Genomic DNA, 22,059 nt, shown 5'->3' with positions numbered 1-22,059 from the left:
GTATCCTCACGCGTCTGTTGGCTATTTTATGGATATAACGGTGCTTGCATAAGACCAGTCGTTTCTGGTATCTTTGCCCATCGATTGAAGTTTTGGATCGCTTGGCCAGCAGCCCCTTTGCCTAAATTATCGATCACTGCGACAACGGTCAACACTTGGGTCAGCGGATTGAAACATATGCCAATGTCACAAAAATTCGTTCCCGTCACTTGCCGCAGCTCGGGCAGCTTTCCTAACGGTTGCACTCGGACAAACGGATGGTCTTGATACGTTTTTACGTACTGCTCATAGATGTCCTCTTGCGAAATCGCGTCTTTGATAGGCGCATAAAGCGTCATAAAGATCCCTCTTTTGACAGGCAGTAAGCTGGTAGAAAATTGGATCGGCGGCATTGCCTGATCCCATTGCTGAAACTGCTGCATGATCTCAGGAATATGCTGATGCTGATTTGGCTTATACATCGTCATGTTATCCGCAGCGGTTGCAAAGTGACTGCTGTCCGTCAATTTCTTACCAGCACCCGACAAACCCGACTTGCCATCAAAAATCAACGTACCGCTGAATAGTTTTTGCTGAACCAACGGCGCAGCAGCTAAAATGGCAGCAGTCGCATAACAGCCTGGATTGGCGATCAAATTGCCAGGAGTCGTTGCAAACTCAGGCAGCGAATAGGTCGCTTGTGCCAACAACTCGGCAGGTGCAGCTTCTTGGTGATACCATTTTTGATAGCTATCCCGATCCTTCAATCGCAGATCACCAGAAAGGTCAATCACTGGAAAGTCATTTGCGACAAGAGTCGCTGCGAGTTCTTTGCTGATTCCAGCAGGAGTCGCAAAAAACACGAGTTGATTTTCCTTTTGGATTTTTTCTGCATCAAAAGGTTCGATCAGCCGCTCTGTCAGTCCAATTAAATGAGGATACAAAACTGATGAATTTTCATGCATAGAATGACTATGCAAGGTGCCCACCTCCAATTGGGGATGTTGCTGGATCAAACGAATCAATTCAATTCCGGTATACCCTGTTACACCAACGATTGCTGCCTTCAAACACGTCACTCCTCAAAAGAATTTACTTAAGATTATAAGAAACTCCCATCGCTCTGTCAATGATTATTTATAAAACTATTCAAAATAAATTCGCTATTATTCGGTTTTTATAAGAAAGAAAGCCCGAAAAATCTATTTTTATGCAATTATGCTAAGACAGCTTGCAAAATCGCCAAGGCTGCTGTCGTTTCCTCTTGCGAGATCGTTAAAGGCGGCAGCAAGCGCAAAACCTTGGTTCCCGCTTTTAATGCGAGGAGGCCTTGGTTCCGCAGTTGGGTCAACACGGATTGCAAGCTTTCCGAATCGGCTAATTCGATACCGATCATCAATCCTTTCCAACGAATCGCCTGCACCTTAGATAGTCCTTGCAATCCGTCGAGAAACTGCTGCTGGCGCAATTGAACATTGACTTGAATGTCCCCTTCTTGCAACACACTGCAAACGGCACTAGCAGCGGCCATCGCTAATTTATTGCCACCAAAGGTCGAACCGTGACTACCGGGTCCAAAAGCCGTTTGCAAATGGCTTTTGCCTAGCATCGCTCCGACAGGGATCCCGTTACCAAGCCCTTTTGCTACGGTAAAAAGATCAGGTTCAATGCCATATCCTTCAAAAGCAAACAGTGTTCCTGTCCGTCCCATCCCGGTTTGGATCTCATCCACCACCAGTAGTACCCCCAACTCCTGACAAAGGGCTGCCACCGCTTGGACCCACGCCACCTCAGCAGGGATCACACCGCCTTCGCCTTGGATCAATTCTAAAAACACGGCTGCCGTCTGCTCATCTAAAACGGCTTGCAATGCCTCAAGGTCATTAAAGGGTACATACACCATCTCTGGTACTAACGGTCCAAACCCATCATGGATACTACTTTGCCCAGTCAAAGACATCGCCCCAAAGGTCCGACCATGGAAAGATTGTTCAAAACTAATGACTTTGCTGCGGCCAGTCGCTTTGCGAGCCAACTTTAAAGCAGCTTCGTTCGCCTCAGCGCCACTATTGCAAAAATAAGCCAGATACGGCTCGTCTGAAGCGCTCTTTTGATTTTGGGTCAGCTTTTGGGCAACTTCTTCTTGCAACTGGCTGTCATACAAATTCGGCACATGCCAAATCTGCTCTGCTTGTGTCATCAATGCGGCTTGCACTTTGGGATGCCCATAACCGAGATTAACGACCCCGATGCCGCTTGTTAAATCTAAATATTGGTTGCCTTGCGAATCTACCACATAGCTGCCGTTGCCTTGCTGGATATCGATGGGTAAACGGCTGTAATTAGGAAAAAGATGACTCATTGGTTTCACTCCTTGTCTTGGATTATTCGAAATTATGTATTAATATACATTTTAATCCAGTTAATTGCAATAAATATTTAAATTAAAGCGATAAAAATTCATAAAAAAAAGAAAGCAGTGACAATCACTGCTTTCTTTCAGTCAACCTTTGGCGGTCTGTTTATCATCATTTGGGGAAGAATTTCTTTCATTACAAACAGTGGATCACGCCACTTCTTCTGAAAATTGACTGTTATACAGGTCTGCATAGAAACCGTTTTGTGCCATCAATTCCTCATGATTTCCAGTCTCAACAATGGACCCGTGATTCATCACGATGATATTGTCAGCATCACGAATCGTAGAGAGACGGTGAGCAACCACAAAGCTGGTCCGATTTTCTAACAAACGACCCATTGCTTTTTGGATCAAGATTTCCGTCCGCGTATCGACACTAGAAGTTGCTTCATCCAAAATCAAAACGTCGGGATCCGCTAAGAAGGCGCGGGCGATCGTGATCAGCTGACGTTGACCTTGGGAGATGTTGCTGGCTTCTTCATTCAAGACCGTATCATAGCCTTCTGGCAATTTGCGAACAAAATCATCCACATGGGCAGCTTTCGCCGCAGCGATCACTTGCTCTTTGGTTGCTTTTTCATTTCCATAATGAATGTTGTCATAGATGGAACCAGTAAACAACCACGTATCTTGCAGCACCATCGAGATATTACTACGCAACTCATCACGAGTCAAGTCTCGGGTATCTTTGCCATCGTAACGAATGCTACCGCCAGAAACATCATAAAAACGTTCCAAGAGATTGATCAGCGTGGTTTTCCCAGCGCCGGTAGGTCCTACGATAGCCACCATCTCACCAGCTTTAACATCCAGATTAAAATCGGTCATCAATAATTTGTCTGGCGCATAACCAAATTGAACATGATCGAAACGAACTTTGTATTCACTGTCTTCCACTGGCAATCCAGAAGGCTCATCAGTCATTTCTTCTTCATCCAAGACTTCAAAGACCCGTTCGGCAGATGCAACGGTTGATTGGATGGTGTTTAGTAAGCTAGCGATTTGAGTGATTGGTTGAGAGAATTGATTGGTGTATTGCAAGAATGCTTGCACATCCCCTAACGTCATGTTCCCATTCGCCACTTTGATCCCACCAAGGACAGCCACGAAGACATAGCCTAAGTTTTTAATGAAGTTCATCAAGGGCATAATGATCGCTGAAATAAATTGGGCTTTCCAACCAGCGGAATACAGACGGTCATTTTCTTCTTCAAAAACGACTTGATCGGCGGCTTCATGGTTGAAGGTTTTGACAACGGTATGACCGCCGTAAGTTTCTTCGACTTGGTCATTGAGCAATCCTAAACTTTTTTGTTGTGCCGCAAAGAATTTTTGCGATTTTGGTGCGACGATCATCACGACGATCAAGCTTAAAGGAACCGTTGCTAAAGCAACCAAAGTCAGTTGCCAACTGATCGTCAACATCATCCACAAAACCCCGATAAAGGTCACGACACTCGTAATAAATTGGGTCAAGTTTTGTTGCAGGGTACTTGCGATATTATCCATATCATTGATCGCCCGTGACATGATATCCCCATTTGAGTGAGTATCATAGTAAGAGATCGGCAAGCGGTTCATTTTTTCATCTAAGTCACGACGCAGCTCATAAACCGTCCGTTGCGAGACACGGGTCATAATAAACTGTTGTAGAAAGTTGAAGACGGCTGAAATCACATACATGCCGATCGCGATCAAAATGATTTGACCAACTTTCTCAAAATCGATAGGAAATTCTGTTATCTGTTGGCCGGCTTGCATCTGCTGCGCACCGATCATGACACCTTTAAAAATTTCAGTGGTCGCTTCCCCTAAAATTTTCGGTGTTTGGATTTGGAAGATCACGGCTGCGATCGCTAAAACGAAGACGGCAATGATAGCGATGGAGCGTTTCGACATGTACCCGAAAAGCCGTTTGACCGTCCCCCAAAAGTTTTTTGGTTTTGGTCCTTTGGCACCGATGTTACGGCCTGGACCGCCGCCCATTGGTCCGCCACGGTGTTGTGTTGTTGTTTTCTTTTCACTCATGCAAGATCCTCCTCTCTCAATTGTGAAGAAACGATTTCTTGGTAGGTTTCATTGTCTGCCATTAATGATTCATGGGTCCCTTTTCCTACGAGTTTTCCTTCATCCAATACTAAGATCGTATCGGCATCCATGACGGTGCTGACCCGTTGGGCAACCACGACCATAATGCTGTCTTGCATGTCGCGTTTCAGCGCTGCTCGTAAGTTAGCATCGGTTTTGAAGTCCAGTGCGGAGAAGGAATCATCAAAGACATAGACATCTGCTTGTTTCACTAACGCACGAGCGATCGCTAAACGTTGACGTTGTCCACCAGAGAAGTTGCCGCCGCCTTGTTCTACACGGCTATCTAAGCCATCTGCCAGTTCGGAGACAAAATCTTTGGCTTGGGCGATCTCTAAGGCTTGCCAGATTTCTTCATCTGATGCATCGGGTTTTCCGTATTTCATATTTTCACGAATGGTACCAGAAAACAGTACCGCTTTTTGCGGAACAAAGCCCACGACTTCTCGTAGATTGTGCTGGGTGACTTCTGCAATATTGACCCCATTGATTTTGATTGCACCAGACTCCACATCGTACAAACGAGGCAAGAGATTGACTAAGGTCGTTTTCCCTGAGCCCGTCCCACCGATGATGGCAACAAAATCACCAGATTTTGCTTGAAAATCGATATCTTCCAACGCCAATTTCTCAGCGCCTTGGTAGCGATACGCCACATGGTCAAAGGCCAAGGTTACTTGGTCCCCTTGTAAGCTCAATGTCGCTGGTGTTTTTGGATCGAGAATTTCATCTTCTTCATTTAAGACTTCGTTGATCCGATCAGCTGATGCTTGGGCTCTTGGCACCATCACGAAGATCATGGACAGCATCATAAAGCTGATCAAAATTTGCATTGCATAGGTCATAAACGCAATCAAGTTTCCGACTTCTAAAGTCATTTCGGCAATATAATGACCCCCAAACCATGTGATGGCAATGTTCGTCCCACTCATGATCAACGTCATCAATGGCATCATCAATGCGACGATGGTGTTTACTTTAATCGCGGTGTGGGTGTAATCTTTGTTGGCTTCATCAAAGCGATTCGCTTCATAATCCGTCTTGTCAAATGCCCGAATAACGCGGACCCCCGTCAAGCCTTCACGAAAGACTAAGTTCAAACGGTCGGTTTTCTTTTGCATACTTTTGAATAAAGGAACGGCAAAATACATAATACCGCCGACCAATACCAGCATGATAGGAATAACGACTAAAAAGATTCGGGTTAATTGGGCATCTTTTTGATAGGCCAAGAAACTCGCCCCAATCAGTGTGATCGGTGCATTGATCATCATACGTAAAAACATTTGCGTCACCATTTGAATTTGGTTGACGTCGTTGGTGGTTCTTGTAATCAATGATGCGGTCCCAAATTTATCAAAAGATCGAGAAGAAAAATTCTCAACTTTTTGGTAAATGTCCGAACGTAGTTTTTGTCCTAATTTTTGTGATTCTCTTGTTGCGAAATACGTATTTCCTAAAGCGGCGATGATACTGATCAATGAAAAGCCGATCATGTAAAAGCCGGTTTTCCAAATGTAATCAATGTCGCCTGTCGCCACCCCATTGTTGATAATATTGGAAGTCAATGTCGGTAGATACAAATCAGAAACGACTTGGATCACCATAAACACCACTGCCATGATTATGGAAATGACGGATACGCGTTTTATCAGCTTAATCATAGGTTTCCCCTCTTTCTTTTTTTGCGCCCTCTCTTAACCAGCGGACTTTACTGTTGAAATCAGCGATCGCTTCGGCAGGATCATAGTCTGGATCAAACGCTGATTGGCGATAGGCTTCGGCAATCGTCGAAAAAACGGTATGCATCAGCAGCTGGATCAGCATTTTCAACTCATGGTCGTCTTTGACTTTCAATAAATCTTTGTCGACCTCTGACAAAAAGATGGCTTGCTGCTTCTGCCGATCGGCTTTGTTTTCTTGATGCATCTTGTGCTGCATCTCTGGCACGACTTTATGGAAGGAACGATAATCCATACTCATAAATAAATTGCGGTAAAAGTTTGCGTTTTTGCCTTTGAAAACCTCGGCGATCATCCGTGAAAAGTACCATTCGAACCCCGCAAACAGATCCCCGTTTTCATGTTGGATCGATTTCAGCAGATCTCGCTGACTATTTTTTTTCAACGTATGGAAATAATAGTAATAAAGATCTTCTTTGTTTTCGAAGTATTGGTAAAAACTCCCGCGAGGAATCTCGGCATCTTTGATGATGTTGGCGATCGAGGCGTCTTTCAGCGGCAGTCTTGAGAATTCTTTTTTCGCCGCATTTAAGATGCGCTTTTGTTTTTCTGGCGGCAAGTGAAAAAATGTATCGGTCGGCATCACAAGCAACTCCTTTCTAATTTAAAATAAATCACAGCTCTCGATATGACACGTTGTCATATGACACTGTGTCATTATACACCCCTCACCAGAGAATGCAAGAATTTAAATTTGACTTTTTTATGAAGGAATCGATTCTGGTCTTTTTATAAAGGGCGTTATTTGAAAAGAAATAACCAATGAAATTTCTGAAAACAAAAAAACCTTCGTTTCCCTGATGGAAAACGAAGGTTGCTATTTTTTCATTCTGACGATTATAAATAACAATCATTTTTTCTTGCGGCGCCATAGAATCAAGAAAACGATCAGTAGCAGGATAACACCTGCGATCAGTAAGGTATAGCTTGGCGCTTCATTGGTTTTAGGTAATGTTTTTTCACCATCGGCAGTAGCGTTGGCCTCTTTCGAAGAAGTCGTTGTCGCTGTTTCTTGAGCACTCGTCGATGTTGCGGTCGCTTCTTCAGTCGTACTCGTTTGCGTGCCTGTAGGCAGATACATGGAATCATTTGCCGCTTGAATGATATACGAGATCCGTCCTGGGACAAAGGCACCTGGATCGACTTGCATCTCTTGTTCCATCTGATTTAAATTGGTCAAAATTGAGATCATCCATTCGTTGGAAACGGCTTGATTCAAATGTAAAAAGACTCCGTCTGCTGGATAGACGACCCGTAAATATTCCTGCAGCTGATCCACAACAGGAATCAAGTCAGCAAAACTGGCGTAGCTATTTGCATCAAAAGCCAGTTGCGGCTCAATGGCTTCCCAGGATAACGTCTGATCGACAAACAAGGCACCGATGATTTTTGCTAAGTAAGCAATATCAAAGCCCATCGCATCACTGGAATAACGTAGCGCCAGACGATTGCCATTGGTCAATTCTTCATCTGTCAACTGGTCCAACTGTTCTTGGGTAAATGCGGTCACACTTCCTTCAGTGATCCCTTGGGTTAAGGCGCTACGCAGCGAACTAGGTTCATCGGCTAACGTGTTGATCTCACTGACATCTTGCGTCCCCGTCTCTGCTTGGATCGAGGCAATAACAGCTTCGGAATCGACTGGTTCTTGATTCTCGGTAGTCGTAGTTTCTGAAGCAGCGGATTGATCCGTCTCTTGATTTTCTACTGTACTTTCTTGGACAGCAGCTTGTGTCTGATCCGTTCCTGATTGCTCCTCTGATGAAAGCGTCTCGCTAACGGCAGCCTGATTGCCACTTTCACTCGTAGCTGTTTCATCTGCATGAACCATCAGTGGTGAAAAAGCCAGCGTCATTAGTCCGAACCAAATTATTTTTTTCATCCTCATTGCCTCCTCGAATGGGATCACTCCCTTTGTAACGAAACTGTAACATAAAGGAAAATTTTTCGCAATCTATTTAGTAACTTCTTAAAAAAAACCTCTATCTTTATCCGATAGAGGTTTTAACATTATTTTATCGTTGCCACATGCATGACGGCTTGACCCGCTTTTGTTTCTGTTCCTGGTAACCCTTCGATATTGGCTACTTGCTCCATATTGGTGATGATCACGAGCATCTCAGAAGCTTTGCCTTTAGCCGTCAACTGTGCCAAATCGACTTGGGCAACTTGGGTAGCTGGTGTCACGGCTTGGCCTTCCTCCACCAGGATCTCAAAAGGTGCTCCTTGCAATTCGACGGTGTCAACACCCATGTGCAGCAGAATCTCTAGCCCGCTGGCAGTCTTGATCCCCAATGCATGTTTCGTGGGAAAAATCGTCGTGACGGTTCCTGCTGCTGGTGCATAGATCGCACCATTGTCTGGCAAGACGAAATACCCGTCGCCCATCATTTTTTGCGAAAATACCGGATCACTTGATGCACTGATCACTTTTGTCGTGCCTGTGGCTACTGCGTATAAAGGGGTATCGATCGTTTCTTTTGATGGATTTGCTGTCGTTTCCTTTGCAGCCGTTTCACTCGTTTGTTTTGGTTGCGGTTGCACAGTAACGGTTGCAGCTGGTTTTGCTTCTTCTGCCTCGCTTTCTTTGACTGCTTCTAAGCGATCCTTCGGAATCCCAAAGAAGTAGGTGGCAACGAAGCCGCCAGCATAGCCTGCTAACAAGCCGAAAATATAGCCCATCCAACGGCCGTTGGCAATCAAGGGGATCAAAGCTAGCCCTGATGGTCCAATCGCCGTTGCGCCGATATTTGTCAAAGCGCCAATGACCGCACCACCGATCCCACCACCAATACAAGCAGTGATAAATGGTCGACCTAATGGCAACGTCACTCCGTAGATCAATGGTTCGCCGATGCCTAAGATCCCAACTGGCAATGCGCCTTTGATCATTTCAGAAAGCTCTTTGTCTTTACGTAGTCGTACCCATAAGGCTAAAGCTGCACCGACTTGACCAGCACCAGCCATGGCTAAGATCGGTAGTAATTGCGTGCTGCCTGTTGCTTCGATCATTTGAATGTGGATCGGGGTCAAAATTTGATGCAAACCAAACATGACCATTGGTAGGAAGGCCGCCCCTAAGACAAACCCAGAGAAAGCACCGCCCACGTTCAAGACCCAAGTGATCGAACCGACTAAGCTGTCAGAGATCAGACCTGCCAATGGCATGATCAAGAAAATCTCCGTCAAACCGATGATCAGCAAACACAACGTCGGGGTCACGATAATATCGATCGCTTCAGGAATCACTCGATGCAGCACTGCCTCTAATTTCGCCAAAAGCCATACTGCGAAGATCACACCGATGATCCCTCCTTGGTTGGCAGCTAAAGCTTCGCCAGTGAACAAGTTTTGGATCGGGGCTTCTGGGTTCATACCTGTCAGCAAGATGATCGAACCGATCACGCCACCAAGGGTTGGATTGGCTTTAAAGACCTGCGCTGCATTGACCCCAGTAAAGATCGCTAAATAGGTGAACATCCCATTTCTGAGGACGTTTAAAATCATGACATAATAATTCCAAGTATCTCCATCTAATCGGCCAGCCGTGATCATGTTGGTCAGAACAGAAGCGATCCCTGCGACGAGTCCTGCACCAACGAAGGCTGGAATCATTGGAACAAAGATATTAGAAATATCTTTCAGCAGCGACTTTAATGGCGATGATTTTTGTTTGGCTTTTTGGGCTGCTTTCATCTCTGCCGTTTTTTCTGATAACGCCTCTTTGCCTGATTTTTGCGGTGGGATCTCTTGCCCTAAATCAACACCAGCTTTTGCCACCATTGCATTGGCTACTTTGTTGACTTTCCCTGGTCCGATAATGACTTGCAGCTGCTCATCATTGACCACACCCATCACACCGGGAATCTCTTTTAACCCTTGTTGATCGACCTTGTCGTGGTCGCGGACGGTCATTCGTACGCGAGTCATACAGTGATTGACTGTTTCTACGTTGTCCATTCCGCCGGCTTCTTGAAAAATCTTCTCCGCTAACTCTTCTACCGTCAGTGTTTCTTTTGCCATTACTTTTCTCCTCCTAACGCCGTTTTGACAAACCCTTGTGCCGTGGCAAGTTTTGCTTGTGCTTCGTCTTTCGTGCTATCAGTCAACAGCATCACGATCGCTAATTTGACATTCTGATCTGCTTCTTCAAATGCCGCGGCGGCTGTTTCATAATCAGCTTCAGTCGCCTGCATGATGATCCGTTTTGAGCGTTCCACCAATTTTTCGTTGGTCGCTTTCACGTCGACCATCAAATTATTGTAGACTTTGCCGATCCCTACCATCGATAACGTCGAGATCATATTCAAAATCAGTTTTTGGGCAGTCCCAGATTTCAAACGAGTCGAACCTGTCAGAAATTCTGGTCCACAATCGACCTCGATTGGAAAGCTGGCATGCTGAGAGATCTCCGCATCTTTATTACAAGCGATCGTAGCCGTTGTGGCACCGAGCTCATTGGCATAGTCAAGCGCCCCGATCACGTAAGGGGTTCTGCCACTGGCAGCGATCCCGATCACCATATCATTTTGGTTCAACTTCAAATCGATAAGGTCTTGTTTGCCTAGCGTTAAGGAGTCTTCTGCTCCTTCGACAGCGACCGTCATCGCTTCTTCGCCACCGGCGATCAAACCGACCACCATCTCAGGTGATACCCCAAAGGTTGGGACACATTCGGCCGCATCCAAGACGCCTAATCGACCACTCGTCCCAGCGCCAAGATAAATCAAGCGTCCGCCCTTTTTAAAAGCGACGATGGTTTGTTCAATCACTTTTTCAATACTAGGAATTTCTTTTTCCACCGCATAGGCAACTTTTTGATCTTCTTGGTTCATTTTTTGACACGCTTCTAAAATCGTCATTTCATCTAAATTGCTCGTTTCACTGTTGCGTCGTTCGGTCGTTAATTTGTCTAAATTGATTTTATTCATCGGAATCATCTCTTTCTAATTTAAATCGCATCCCTGCTTTGATTTGTTGGATCAACGGCAGATCGGCTGGTATCACCTGAGCGGCGAGGTTGACTTTTGGGTCTGCCGGCAAAGGTCGTTTGCACACCTGGATCTCTCCCATATAGCGCAAGTACTCTTGGTTATCGATCGTCACAGCCCCCACTGGCCGCTCTTGACTAAGTTCAGGTTTGACTTCTGGAATGGCATTGAAACGGGCATCGGCGCTGCGCAAGACATCCCGAGCTTCATCGTAACGATTTTGGTGATTCCCTAAGACGTGTTCAAAGTAAGTGGAACCAAGATCTTTGACCCGCAAAACGATCCGCGCTTCTTGCAGATACGTCGCAAACTGCTGGGCACTTTTTTCAGAAACCATGCCATCGCCAATGTAAACAGCATCGACTGAGCCAGTTGCCAATAAGTCGATCGCTGCGGCAAAAGGCGACCAGTTGCGGTGTCTTTCCAGTGTGGGTAATCCTTGAAATAACGGTCCGCGTTTCTTGGCATCCCCTGGAACAAAGGCTTGGACGAAAAAGCCTTGTGCTTTCAACCAGCGGTTCTTCTCCTGAAACCAGCCAACATCCAGTCCCGTTTCTGGTCGGGGGTAATAATTGTGCCAAGCTTCCAAACGAGTAAAATCGGATCCATACGCCTGCAGCTCTCGAATGTCTTTTTCCGTCAATGTACTGGCATTCAAACTGATGGTCATTTCTTTTGAAAAAGCTGCGATTTGCTGATTGTCGATCGCATAATCTATTCGTAAACCAGTGACACCGATCTCCCTTAGTTCCGCCAGATTGTCGATGGAAAAGCCCGCTTCTGCTAATGCGTTTCCAGAAATATCTACCATTAAAGACAGCTGATGGTCTTTTGCGAAACCTCCCAAGTCCGTCAAACGCTGCCGATAAGTACTGCGATCATCTTCTGGTATGTGCATGGAGGTGAAAATCCCTTTAAAGCCTGATGCCATCGCAGTCATCTGCTCAAGTTCTGCTGCCGTCAAGTCTTCGTTCATAAATACAGAAAAGCCGAACATCTCTTTGCCTCCTTGATGGGTCACTTTCGTGATACCGTTTTCTATAAAAGCATTATAACTGATTCTTTTCCCATTCGCAACTATATTTCATAATTAAATCGTTAATATAGAAATATCGTTTCATTTAATAAGAAAGCTTTACCGTTTAAACTTTCTTATGCCCTTCTTTCTACACTTATGGTACACTTTATTAGGAACGAAACTTGCTTTCGTCATTTTTACATAGTAGGAGGAATCACATCATCAATGATTACAATGGATGATATTATTCGCGAAGGCAATCCAACCTTGCGTGAAGTAGCAAAAGAAGTACCTTTTCCTTTGAGCGAAGAAGATATCGCACTGGGAAAAGAAATGATGACCTTTTTAGAAAACAGCCAAGACCCAGTCAAGGCAGAAGAACTTGAATTAAGAGGCGGCGTTGGTCTAGCAGCTCCTCAATTAGATATTTCAAAACGAATCACAGCGGTCCTCGTCCCTAGCAGCGACCCAGAAAAAACTGAACCTGATTTTAAAGATGTTCTATACAATCCCAAAATTCTAAGTCATTCCGTGCAAGAAGCTTGTTTGGGTGAAGGCGAAGGCTGTCTGTCCGTGGACCGTGAAGTCCCTGGCTACGTGGTGCGCCATGCCCGAATCACGATCAGCTATTACGACATCAACGGCAAAAAGAAAAAAGTTCGTTTGAAAAACTATCCTGCGATCGTCGTTCAGCATGAGATCGATCATTTGAACGGGGTCATGTTCTACGATCATATCAATCAACAAAATCCTTTTTCATTGAAAGAAGGCATTTTAGTCATCGACTAACTAAAAAGTCTCTACCGACATTTTGCGGCAGAGACTTTTTTTTCTATACTATTGACTATCTTCCTTCACGGTTTTGGCATTAATTGCCTTTCGCTAGGCTTTCTTGATGATCGGCTTTGATTTTTTCTAATAACGCTGGCTGCTCAAAAAGGTCTAATGCCGTCAGCGCTAAAAGTTCCGCCGCGATGGCGATCGATTGCAAACCTTTTTCACTCTTGGCAGCGGCTTTGAATTCTTCCGAATGACCCGCAATGTAGTCATCTGAAATCGAAACGGTGGGTTGGATCGTCGGGATCACTTGACTGACATTGCCGACATCAGACGAACCAAGGCTTGTTTTGGCTTCCGTATCGATCTCATCGGCAGGTACGCCCGCTTCTTGGGCATGGGCGAAGAAGATCTCATCAAAACTTGGTGTCACGATCACATCGTCGACGGAGTTTTGGAACAAACCAAATTCATAGGTCGCTCCCGTAGCTAAAGCGGCTCCTTTTACGATGTTTTCGACTTTCTCGTAGACATCATTCAAGGTTGCTCGATTGGCAGCTCGTAAATAAAAACGACCGGCTGCATATTCTGGCACGACATTGGCTGCCACGCCGCCATCGGTGATCACACCATGAATATTGACATCTTTTGGTAAATGCAGGCGCAACCCATTGATCCCGTTAAAGACTTGCAGCAATGCTTCTAACGCGTTGATGCCTTTTTCTGGTGCAGCTGCCGCATGGGAAGCCCGACCATAGAACTTGATATCCACTGGATCATTGGCTAATGAAGCCGTCGTTTTGCCATAGCGATGGGCTGGATGGACACAAAGAGCGGCATCGACATCATCGAAGAACCCTTCACGGACAAAACTGCCTTTAGCGGAACCATTTTCTCCACCTTCTTCTCCTGGCGTCCCATAGACTCGAATCTCCCCGCCTAGCTCATCGATGAAAGGTTGCAGAGCACTGGCAGCTAAGACGGAATAAGTCCCGAAGAGATTGTGTCCGCAGGCATGACCGATGCCAGGTAACGCATCATACTCGGCTAAAAAGGCAATCGTCGGACCCGGTTTCCCACTGACATAGCGGGCATCAAAGCCGGTGCGATGGCCTGCCACATCCTTTTTAACAGCAAAGCCTTCTTTTTCTAATTGGGCGATCAGGGCATCGGCTGAATAAAACTCATAGTTGCTGACTTCTGGGTGATTGTGGATATCTAATGCCAAGGCTTGATAAGCGGCTAAACGCTCTTGGATAAATGGTTTGATGGCTGCTTTCGTAATAGTTGCTGTTGTCATAATCAAATCTCTCCTTTTTATACATGCTTTTTCAGTTTTTTTATCAAATTACATGGTGCTTATTTTGCCCCAAAGGTTTCCCAAGCAGGAACGCTTGATCCTTTTGACGTTTCCTCGATGACTTTTTTCGTATCCTCTGTTTGGTAAGCAGCGACCACTTTTTGGTAAACTTCATTGTCTTCCTCTTCTTTACGGGCGGCAATGATGTTGACGTAAGGACGGGCCGTTTCATCAACAGGCTCTAAAAAGATCGCATCTTCGGTTGGTACAAATCCTGCATCCACCGCCATGCCGCTATTGATGACCGAAACATCGACATCCGAAAGTGCCCGGGCGGTTTGCGCTGCATCAAGTTCTGAAATTTCTAAGTTCAAACGGTTTTCTGTAATATCCGCGACCGTTGGTGTTTGTCCGGCTGCTTCATCCACTTTGATCAATCCAGCTGATTGTAATAAAAGCAATGCCCGACCACCATTGGTCACATCATTAGGGATCGCAACTTTAGCTCCTTCCGCCAAATCGTTGACATCCGTCACTTTGTCGGAATAAATGCCTAATGGCGCATTGACTGTATTGCCGATCGATACGAGATCAGTACCAAATTCTTCATTATAGTTGTCCAAGAAAAATTGGTGTTGGAATGAATTAAGGTCGATGGAACCATCAGCTAAAGCTGCATTGGGTTGATTGTAATCAGAGAATTGGACATATTCTAAATTGATGCCTTCGTCTTTCAAACGATCCTTGACATCATCCCAAACGTCGGTGTCCGCCCCGATCACCCCTAATTTCACCGTCACTTCTTCTTGGTCATTGGCTGCGGCACTGCCATTGTTTCCGCATCCTGTAATAAATAATAATGCTGCCCCTAAGACGATTGATTGTACGATTTTTTTCATTTTTGCTTCCTCCATAGACTTGCTTGATTTTTTATTTGTACGTAAGTGGTGGTCAGTGTGATACTCGTTTAATGAGTAGGTTGCTGACAAATTGACTGATAAAAACGAATACCAAGATGATCAAGGTCGCCATGATCGTGACATCGGTCTGGAATCGGTTGTACCCGCGGGTGATGGCTAAGTTGCCTAAACCACCAGCGCCAACAGCTCCTGCCATGGCGGTCAATCCGATCACATTGATCACGGTCAATGCAGAGACCCGAATGATTCCCGCCACGCCTTCTGGTAAATAGACCCGAAAAATGATACCGAAAGGACTGGTGCCCATCGCTTCAGCTGCTTCTACGACACCGGGGTCAACTTCTAGCAAGGCGATCTCGATCTGCCGAGCAAAGAAGGGGATGATCCCAGCAATCAGAGGAACCAATGCTGCTGTTTCGCCGATGGTCGTTCCAACAAGGAATCGGGTAAAGGTTCCTAGTAACGTCAATAAGATAATAAAGGGGATCGAGCGGACCACATTGATGACTTTATCGAGTAATTCAAAGAGCGGTCGATTTTCTAAAATCCCATTCGGTCGAGTTACTACCAAGACGATCCCTAACAAGATACCTAAGATGCCCGCAATCAAAGAGGTCCAAAAAACCATATACAAGGTTTGGATCGTTGCTGTCACAAATTCATCTTGGATCGCAACAACATTGGGAAAATATCTTTCTAATAAGGCAGCCATCTAAAATCCTCCTTTAATCACATTGTTTAATGGTTCTGCATGATTTTCTTTTAAAATATTGGTGTAAACTCCTTGAGCCTTCAAGTATTCTAAGGCATGTTTACGCTGATGATATTCGCCAGATAAGCTAACGACTAAGCTGCCGATCGGCACTTCTTGCAAGATCTCCACGTTGCCGTAAAGAATATTGGTGGTCACTTTGTAGCGGCTGTACAATTGGGCGATCAGTGGTTCATTGGTTTGATCGCCAACGTAGGACAGCTCCACCAGCCATTCATTTGGTGCCAAGGAAGAAAACTTCGAACTGCCAAGGATCGTTTCTAAGGCTTGGTCGATGTGCGTCGCCGTTCGGATGAAATCTTTGGTCAATGGTTTTTCTGGTTGACTGAAAATCTGAACGCTTGAACCTTGCTCGATGACTTCGCCGTCTTCCATCACTGCCACTTTGTTGCAGATTTCTTTGACGACTTGCATCTCATGAGTAATGATCACGATGGTCAAGCCGAGGGTTCGATTTAATTTTTTCAACAAAGCCAATATCTGTAAGGTCGTTTTCGGATCAAGGGCGCTGGTTGCTTCATCACAAAGCAAGATCTCTGGATCATTCGCTAACGCTCTGGCAATCGCGACCCGCTGTTTTTGTCCTCCAGATAGTTGGCTAGGAAACGCTTGGGCTTTTTCTTCCAATCCCACCAATGCTAACAGCTCGGTTACTTTTTGATGACGTTCCTGTTTGGACCGTCCCCCATATTTTAAGGAGAAATCCACGTTATCAAAAACATTGCGGCTGTCCATCAAGTTGAAGTGCTGAAAGATCATTCCGATCGTTTTCCGTTTTTCTCGCAGGGCTTTCGCAGAAAGCGTGGTCAGCTCGGTACCATTGACGACGACGCTGCCGCTACTTGGGCGCTGCAATAAGTTGATCACACGGACGAGTGTACTTTTCCCGGCGCCTGAGTAGCCCACGATGCCGTAAACGTCCCCTTTGTCGATCTCGATCGATACGTTTTTGACCGCTTGGATCGCGGGTTTCTTTGGTTGATTGAATGTTACTGATATGTCTTTTAATGAAATCATCGTCTTCCCCCTAGTTCTTGTCTTTTTCAATAAAAAAAGGCATCCTCAAACAAGTCACCTGTGACTTGTTTGAGGACGCCTTTTTGCGTGTTACCACCTCAGTTTAAGCTGCACTCGCATACAGCTCCTTTTCGAGTACGATCATACTCTAGCCAGATAACGGTCGCTACCGTCGTCGCCTTGCAAACTACTGCTCGGAACGAATCACTCCTTGGCCATTTTCTAAAAGTCGTTTGATGCTTCTTTTCAGCTACCGAAGCTCTCTGTTGAAAAAACGTGCTTTTGTACTTACCAATTCTTCGTGTGTGGTGCTATTTGATTTTGGGTATAAAAAAAGTCCTTTTACCAGCATTTGCTAGTAAAAGGACGAATACTCGTGTTACCACCTTTTGTTTAGAAGGTTTCCCTTCCCTCAACCCAACGTCTAGTCGTGCTAGAGATTGGTGCACTTTGTAACGGTAGTGCGCATCCGTGATTGCCTACTTATCGACAATCAATCCTCCAAGGCCATTTTTCATCGCTTCTGACTTGACTCTTTCCACCAACCAGAGTCTCTCTTTGAAGTATCCGCGGTTACTTTCCTTCTCAATAGATTCATTATTCTTGTTGAAGAGTACTTTACTGGAAAATGAACGCCTTGTCAACAAAAAATCACAATTTTTTCATCTGAGGATTTGCCAAGACTTCCGCAAAGCGTCCTTGCCAGATCATTTCGTACCAATCAATGATTTCAGCTGCTGATCGTCCTCGGCTTGGATACGTCGTTGTGGCTTGGGCATACACGACGTTTTGATAACCCAGACCATGCGCGAATTTGATCGTGCCATCAAGGCAATATTCCGTCTGAGCACCAGCAAATTCGATACTACGCACTTGGTTTGTCTGTAAGACCGCTTGTAGATCTGTTTGAAAAAAACTATTGGCGTGTTTTTTTCGAATCAAACGATCCGTTGGTTCATAGGCCAATGCTGGGTGCAGTTGCCATGCTTTGCTACCGTAGGGCAACGTCTCCTCTTCATGCTGAACAAAAATAACTGGTTTTTCTTCTTTACGATATCGTTGGATTCGTTGGTTGACGAACAGCAATAATTCCGACAAATGGTCAATTGTTTGGTCATTTGTTTGACAGACCCCATTTTGCAAGTCAATGATCAATAAGACATCTTGCATCACTTCACTCCTCAATTTTGGTAGAGCATGCCTTTTTCTGCTAACTGTTGTTTGGCTTTTTCCAGAGCCGCAGGATCGGTGTAACGCAACGTATGCAAGTGTACCCCATTGGTTAAATCTGAGAGCAAGCGGGCTTCTGCATGTTTGGTTTTGTTGATGAAATCAGTCACGTCTTGGTCTGTTTGGATCTGCAAATTGCCAGTGATCTCTCCATAGATCTCATGCTCAACGATGACATCGACCACTTCCACACCACAAGCGACAAAGATGCGCAATTCTTCTTCCGTTTGTTCAGGTCGATGCTGCACCGCTAGCTTACTTACATGCACTGCCTCATCCAACAGCGCTTGCAGACGATAGCCGCGAGCCGTAGCCACAATTGCTTCACCAGCTGCTCGCAATAAGGCAATGTCCCCAACGATGATTTGACGGCTGACTCCGAGGGATTCTGCCAGTTTGCTGGCACTGATCGCTTTGTCCGCTTGCTTCAATGCCGCTAAAATGTTTTCTCGACGTGTTCCTCCATCCATACTCATTCCTCCAATTGATTCTCTTGATAGGTTTTTGAGTGGTTCATAATTGATTGAAACATAGCCAAAATCGTTTCTTCATAGGCTTGATTAGAAATCGCCTGCCGAATGTTTTCCAGCACTTTCTCTTCACGATTTTCATCTAATACTGGCAATTGACTGCTTTTCTTCAATTGTACGATTTCGTTGACCGTGCTCATACGTTTTTCCAAAAGATGCGTGAGTTGCCAATCAATGTCATCGATCGCTGCCCGCTGAACAGCCAAGGGATCTTGCTGGTTGTTTTCTTCTTCTAAATCGATCGTCTTGATGACCCGTGCTGGATTTCCCGCCAACACAACATTGTCTGGGAATGATTTGGTAACGACACTGCCAGCGCCTACCACGACATTGTTGCCTAAGCGGACCCCTGGCAAAATCGTGGCCGCACCACCGATCCATGCGTTGTCGCCAATCACGATCGGTGCCCCTAATTCTAAGCCGCTGTTTCGTTTGACCGGATGTAATGGATGAGTCGCCGTAAACAACCGAACATTGGGTGCCAGCATACAATTGTCGCCAAAGGTAATCGGGCAAACATCTAATAGCACACAGTCGTAGTTAGCATAGAAGTTTTTGCCGACAGAAATATTGTAGCCATAATCAAAGCGGACATTCGGTTCGATATAGATTCGACCAGTCACAGAGCCGAAAGTTTCTTTTAGTAACTGCTCTTTGATTTTTGTATCAGTTTCTTGGTTGATCAGGTTCATTTGTTCACGGGCATATTTTCGATCTGCCACCAATTCTGGATCTGGGGAAAAGTACAATTCGCCAGCAATCATTTTCTCTTTTTCGGTACGTTGTGTCATATCATAAACTCCTTCATTCAATTTTCTGGAAAAACGTTTCGGCTGCTGCGGTCAACATGCCATATTCATTCAGGATCGCCAATGGTTCCTTATTGATGACCAACACCTGCTGGCTGTAATCGACTAGCCCTGCAAAAGGATAGACTTGCAGCGAAGTCCCCACGACCACCGTCAGGTCGGCTTGAGCAACGGCTTGAATGGCTCCTTCAATGGTTTCATCAGTAAATCCTTCCCCGTAAAGCACGATCGCTGGCCGAATCTGACCACCGCACCCTGCATGGTGCCAATCTTGTAAATACGCTTGCCAAGGTACCGAATTGCCGCATTTTCGGCAATAACAGTTGTACAAGGAGCCGTGAAAATCGATTCTTTGGTGACTGCCTGCTTTTTCATGCAAGCCATCGATGTTTTGCGAAACGACCCAGACGGTTTTCTTCGCTTGCAGCTCAGCCATTTTTTGATGAATGATATTAGGCTGTGCTTGAGGATGGTAGAGGTGCTTGACGAATTGATAAAATGTTTCCGGTTCGTTTTCTAAACAGTCATGGCTTAACAAATACTCTGGCTGTGCCACTCCTTGATAGACCCCTTTTAAGGAACGATAATCAGGGATGCCCGATGGGGTCGAAACACCAGCCCCCGTCAAAAAGGTCACGGATGATGCGGCGGTGACCGCTGCGATTGCTTGCTCAATAGATACCTTCATCGTTCTAACTTCCTTTATGGCTTTTCTCTTATTCTAACCGAAAAAGAACCGTTTTTGCGAAAAATCAGCCATTTTCTTTTTTAAAAGCAACTAATGCTTTTTCGTGCGGAATTGCTTATAATAGATGCAACAAATGCAAGGAGAATGGGAAAACCAAATGAAAATTTTGATTATCGAAGACAACAATGAGATCAGCGAAATGTTGGCTACTATTTTAGCAGCTGACTATACTGTCCAGCAAGCCTATTCAGGTACGGAAGGTCTGCTACTTTTTCAGCAAGATGCTTTCGACTTGATTTTGCTAGATCGAATGCTCCCTGGTAAAGATGGGACACAAGTCTTGCAAGAGATTCGCCAAACCTCCACGGTCCCCGTCATTATCTTGACTGCCTTAGATGAACCAGCCGATGTTTCCACCCTTTTGCTGGCGGGTGCCAATGATTACTTAACGAAACCCTTCAATGTCGAAGAATTAAAAGCCCGTATCATTGTTCAGTTGCGCACAAATAAACAAGCCCCTCCTGTTGCCAGCAGCCTCTCGTATAAAAACATTCAACTGTTGCCTGACTCGTTTCAGCTGCAACGAGGAGAAGCAACGGTTCAGTTGAAGAAAAAGGAGTTTGAGATTTTTTCCCTGCTCTTAGCCAACCCCAAAAAAGTTTATACGAAAGAAATGCTCTATGAAGCTGTTTGGCAAGAACCCTATTACGGTGAAGAAAACACGATCAATGTCCATATCAGCCATTTACGCAGCAAAATCAAAACACTCGATCCAGAGGAAGCGTATATCGATACTGTCTGGGGCATCGGCATCAAGCTAGCTTAAAAAGGAGGAACCCCATGCATATACTTCAGTTTTTCGCTGCCTTGATCGTTGCTTTATTGATCGGTTACTGGCTATTTTTACTGTATGATCTGAAAAAGTACCACCAACAATTAGCAAGAATCAGCGAAATCGAAACAAATCAAGAGATCCATTTGCAGACCCGAGTGCCCGCTTTAAAAGCGATCGCCTTGTTAAACAATCAGATACTTAGAAAAAATAAGCAGCAACACTATCAAATGCTGCAAGAAAACCAGCAATTGGAACAAGCCATTCAAAATATCTCTCACGACTTGCGCACCCCTTTAACGGTCGCCAGCGGCTACACACAACTGCTGCAAGCCGATACGACCCTCGACAACCAACAGCTGCAACTGTTGGAAAAAGTCAGCAGTAACCTAGAAAAAGTCGAAAATCATCTGGAACAGTTATTGACCTATCAGCGCCTCAAAGACAATCAACTGGCTTTGATCTTAGAAGAATTCGATCTTTCTCGTTTGCTGGAGGAGGAACTGCTCCAGCTCTATCCTTCTTTTGAGGAAAACCATTTATCACTGACGGTTGCGATCCAACCCAATATCATGATCATTTCAGATAAAAAAAGTTGGCAGCGTATTTTTCAAAATGTCCTTGGTAATCTGCTGGAACATGGCAATGAAACGGGAACGATCCGCTTGAAACAACAAGGAGATCGCATCGTTTTCCAACAGGAAAATCAGCTGAGGACACCGATCCAGCACCCAGAAAAATTGACTCACCGCTTTTATACGGAAGACCTTTCACGGCACAAACAGCAAGCTGGACTTGGTCTGTATATCATCGCGGCATTGACTCATGCATTAGCTGGCGAGATTCAACTGGATACAACCGAAGAGACGTTTCGTTTGACTTTGGCTTGGCAGCAGTCTGCTAAGTCCCATTAAACACTGGCTACATGGACAAAAACGCCCAACAGT

The 22,059-nt window shown here is 45.2% G+C and carries 20 protein-coding genes and 1 other annotated feature; of the genes, 3 read left to right on the top strand and 17 right to left on the bottom strand.

Features of this window, described 5'->3' with window-relative positions; all coding sequences use genetic code 11:
* Positions 1–26: 26 nt before the first annotated feature.
* The 9 genes from argC to IGI73_RS01875 all read right to left on the bottom strand — a co-directional run bounded on the left by argC (position 27) and on the right by IGI73_RS01875 (position 12,216).
* Positions 27–1,049, bottom strand: coding sequence for an N-acetyl-gamma-glutamyl-phosphate reductase (argC, locus tag IGI73_RS01915; protein ID WP_016609579.1), 1,023 nt, complete (start codon positions 1,047–1,049; stop codon positions 27–29).
* A gap of 146 nt (positions 1,050–1,195) precedes the next feature.
* The gene (locus tag IGI73_RS01910; protein WP_428206878.1) at positions 1,196–2,341 is read right to left on the bottom strand and encodes an acetylornithine transaminase; all 1,146 of its coding nucleotides are present in this window, start codon (positions 2,339–2,341) and stop codon (positions 1,196–1,198) included.
* Positions 2,342–2,545: 204 nt separating this feature from the next.
* On the bottom strand, positions 2,546–4,426 hold the full coding sequence (locus tag IGI73_RS01905) for an ABC transporter ATP-binding protein (protein WP_428206879.1): 1,881 nt from the start codon (positions 4,424–4,426) through the stop codon (positions 2,546–2,548).
* Positions 4,423–6,150: an ABC transporter ATP-binding protein gene (locus IGI73_RS01900; RefSeq protein ID WP_428206881.1), complete on the bottom strand. Its 1,728-nt coding sequence runs from the start codon at positions 6,148–6,150 to the stop codon at positions 4,423–4,425. The genes IGI73_RS01905 and IGI73_RS01900 overlap by 4 nt, the downstream gene beginning before the upstream one ends.
* The gene (locus tag IGI73_RS01895) at positions 6,143–6,811 is read right to left on the bottom strand and encodes a TetR/AcrR family transcriptional regulator (RefSeq protein ID WP_005227217.1); all 669 of its coding nucleotides are present in this window, start codon (positions 6,809–6,811) and stop codon (positions 6,143–6,145) included. Before IGI73_RS01895 ends, IGI73_RS01900 begins: the two co-directional genes overlap by 8 nt.
* Before the next feature lie 267 nt (positions 6,812–7,078).
* Complete coding sequence (locus IGI73_RS01890; protein ID WP_086294464.1) at positions 7,079–8,110, bottom strand: LPXTG cell wall anchor domain-containing protein; 1,032 nt, start codon at positions 8,108–8,110, stop codon at positions 7,079–7,081.
* Between the two features lie 128 nt (positions 8,111–8,238).
* Positions 8,239–10,251, bottom strand: a complete 2,013-nt coding sequence (locus IGI73_RS01885; protein WP_086339051.1) for a glucose PTS transporter subunit IIA — start codon at positions 10,249–10,251, stop codon at positions 8,239–8,241.
* A complete protein-coding gene (gene murQ, locus IGI73_RS01880; RefSeq protein WP_005227213.1) occupies positions 10,251–11,159 on the bottom strand; it encodes an N-acetylmuramic acid 6-phosphate etherase in 909 nt (302 codons plus the stop codon). The genes IGI73_RS01885 and murQ overlap by 1 nt, the downstream gene beginning before the upstream one ends.
* Positions 11,152–12,216 (bottom strand): DUF871 domain-containing protein, encoded by a 1,065-nt coding sequence (locus IGI73_RS01875; protein WP_428206882.1) that lies wholly within the window; start codon positions 12,214–12,216, stop codon positions 11,152–11,154. The genes murQ and IGI73_RS01875 overlap by 8 nt, the downstream gene beginning before the upstream one ends.
* A gap of 246 nt (positions 12,217–12,462) precedes the next feature.
* On the opposite strand from IGI73_RS01875, the gene def reads away from it, so the two are divergent.
* On the top strand, positions 12,463–13,026 hold the full coding sequence (gene def, locus IGI73_RS01870; RefSeq protein WP_005227211.1) for a peptide deformylase: 564 nt from the start codon (positions 12,463–12,465) through the stop codon (positions 13,024–13,026).
* A 79-nt stretch (positions 13,027–13,105) separates the two neighbouring features.
* On the opposite strand, the gene IGI73_RS01865 is transcribed toward def, so the two are convergent.
* The 8 genes from IGI73_RS01865 to IGI73_RS01830 form a co-directional block, all read right to left on the bottom strand.
* Positions 13,106–14,314, bottom strand: coding sequence for a M20 family metallopeptidase (locus IGI73_RS01865; protein ID WP_015508853.1), 1,209 nt, complete (start codon positions 14,312–14,314; stop codon positions 13,106–13,108).
* A 59-nt stretch (positions 14,315–14,373) separates the two neighbouring features.
* Positions 14,374–15,213 carry a MetQ/NlpA family ABC transporter substrate-binding protein gene (locus tag IGI73_RS01860; protein ID WP_005227209.1) on the bottom strand — a complete coding sequence of 280 codons (840 nt, stop codon included), beginning with the start codon at positions 15,211–15,213 and terminating at the stop codon, positions 14,374–14,376.
* A gap of 52 nt (positions 15,214–15,265) precedes the next feature.
* Positions 15,266–15,946: a methionine ABC transporter permease gene (locus IGI73_RS01855; RefSeq protein WP_438759020.1), complete on the bottom strand. Its 681-nt coding sequence runs from the start codon at positions 15,944–15,946 to the stop codon at positions 15,266–15,268.
* A complete protein-coding gene (locus IGI73_RS01850; RefSeq protein ID WP_010748679.1) occupies positions 15,947–17,023 on the bottom strand; it encodes a methionine ABC transporter ATP-binding protein in 1,077 nt (358 codons plus the stop codon).
* Between the two features lie 359 nt (positions 17,024–17,382).
* Positions 17,383–17,621: a binding site (T-box leader), on the bottom strand.
* Between the two features lie 53 nt (positions 17,622–17,674).
* Positions 17,675–18,193: a cysteine hydrolase family protein gene (locus IGI73_RS01845; protein ID WP_086293862.1), complete on the bottom strand. Its 519-nt coding sequence runs from the start codon at positions 18,191–18,193 to the stop codon at positions 17,675–17,677.
* An 11-nt stretch (positions 18,194–18,204) separates the two neighbouring features.
* The gene (locus IGI73_RS01840) at positions 18,205–18,729 is read right to left on the bottom strand and encodes a transcription repressor NadR (protein ID WP_428206884.1); all 525 of its coding nucleotides are present in this window, start codon (positions 18,727–18,729) and stop codon (positions 18,205–18,207) included.
* Positions 18,726–19,574: a chorismate mutase gene (locus tag IGI73_RS01835; RefSeq protein ID WP_005227205.1), complete on the bottom strand. Its 849-nt coding sequence runs from the start codon at positions 19,572–19,574 to the stop codon at positions 18,726–18,728. Before IGI73_RS01835 ends, IGI73_RS01840 begins: the two co-directional genes overlap by 4 nt.
* Positions 19,575–19,587: 13 nt before the next feature.
* Entirely contained in the window at positions 19,588–20,280 is a 693-nt protein-coding gene (locus IGI73_RS01830) for an NAD-dependent protein deacylase (RefSeq protein ID WP_428206887.1), read from the bottom strand.
* Between the two features lie 157 nt (positions 20,281–20,437).
* Between IGI73_RS01830 and IGI73_RS01825 the strand changes: the two genes are divergently transcribed.
* Entirely contained in the window at positions 20,438–21,106 is a 669-nt protein-coding gene (locus IGI73_RS01825) for a response regulator transcription factor (protein WP_015508850.1), read from the top strand.
* Positions 21,107–21,120: 14 nt separating this feature from the next.
* Positions 21,121–22,026 carry a sensor histidine kinase gene (locus IGI73_RS01820; RefSeq protein ID WP_375819098.1) on the top strand — a complete coding sequence of 302 codons (906 nt, stop codon included), beginning with the start codon at positions 21,121–21,123 and terminating at the stop codon, positions 22,024–22,026.
* Positions 22,027–22,059 lie beyond the last annotated feature (33 nt).

Source organism: Enterococcus sp. DIV0755f (assembly GCF_051713725.1).
Lineage (GTDB): Bacteria > Bacillota > Bacilli > Lactobacillales > Enterococcaceae > Enterococcus_D > Enterococcus_D casseliflavus.
The sequence above is the reverse complement of the archived record's forward strand: the minus strand, read 5'-3'. Positions and strand labels throughout refer to the sequence as shown.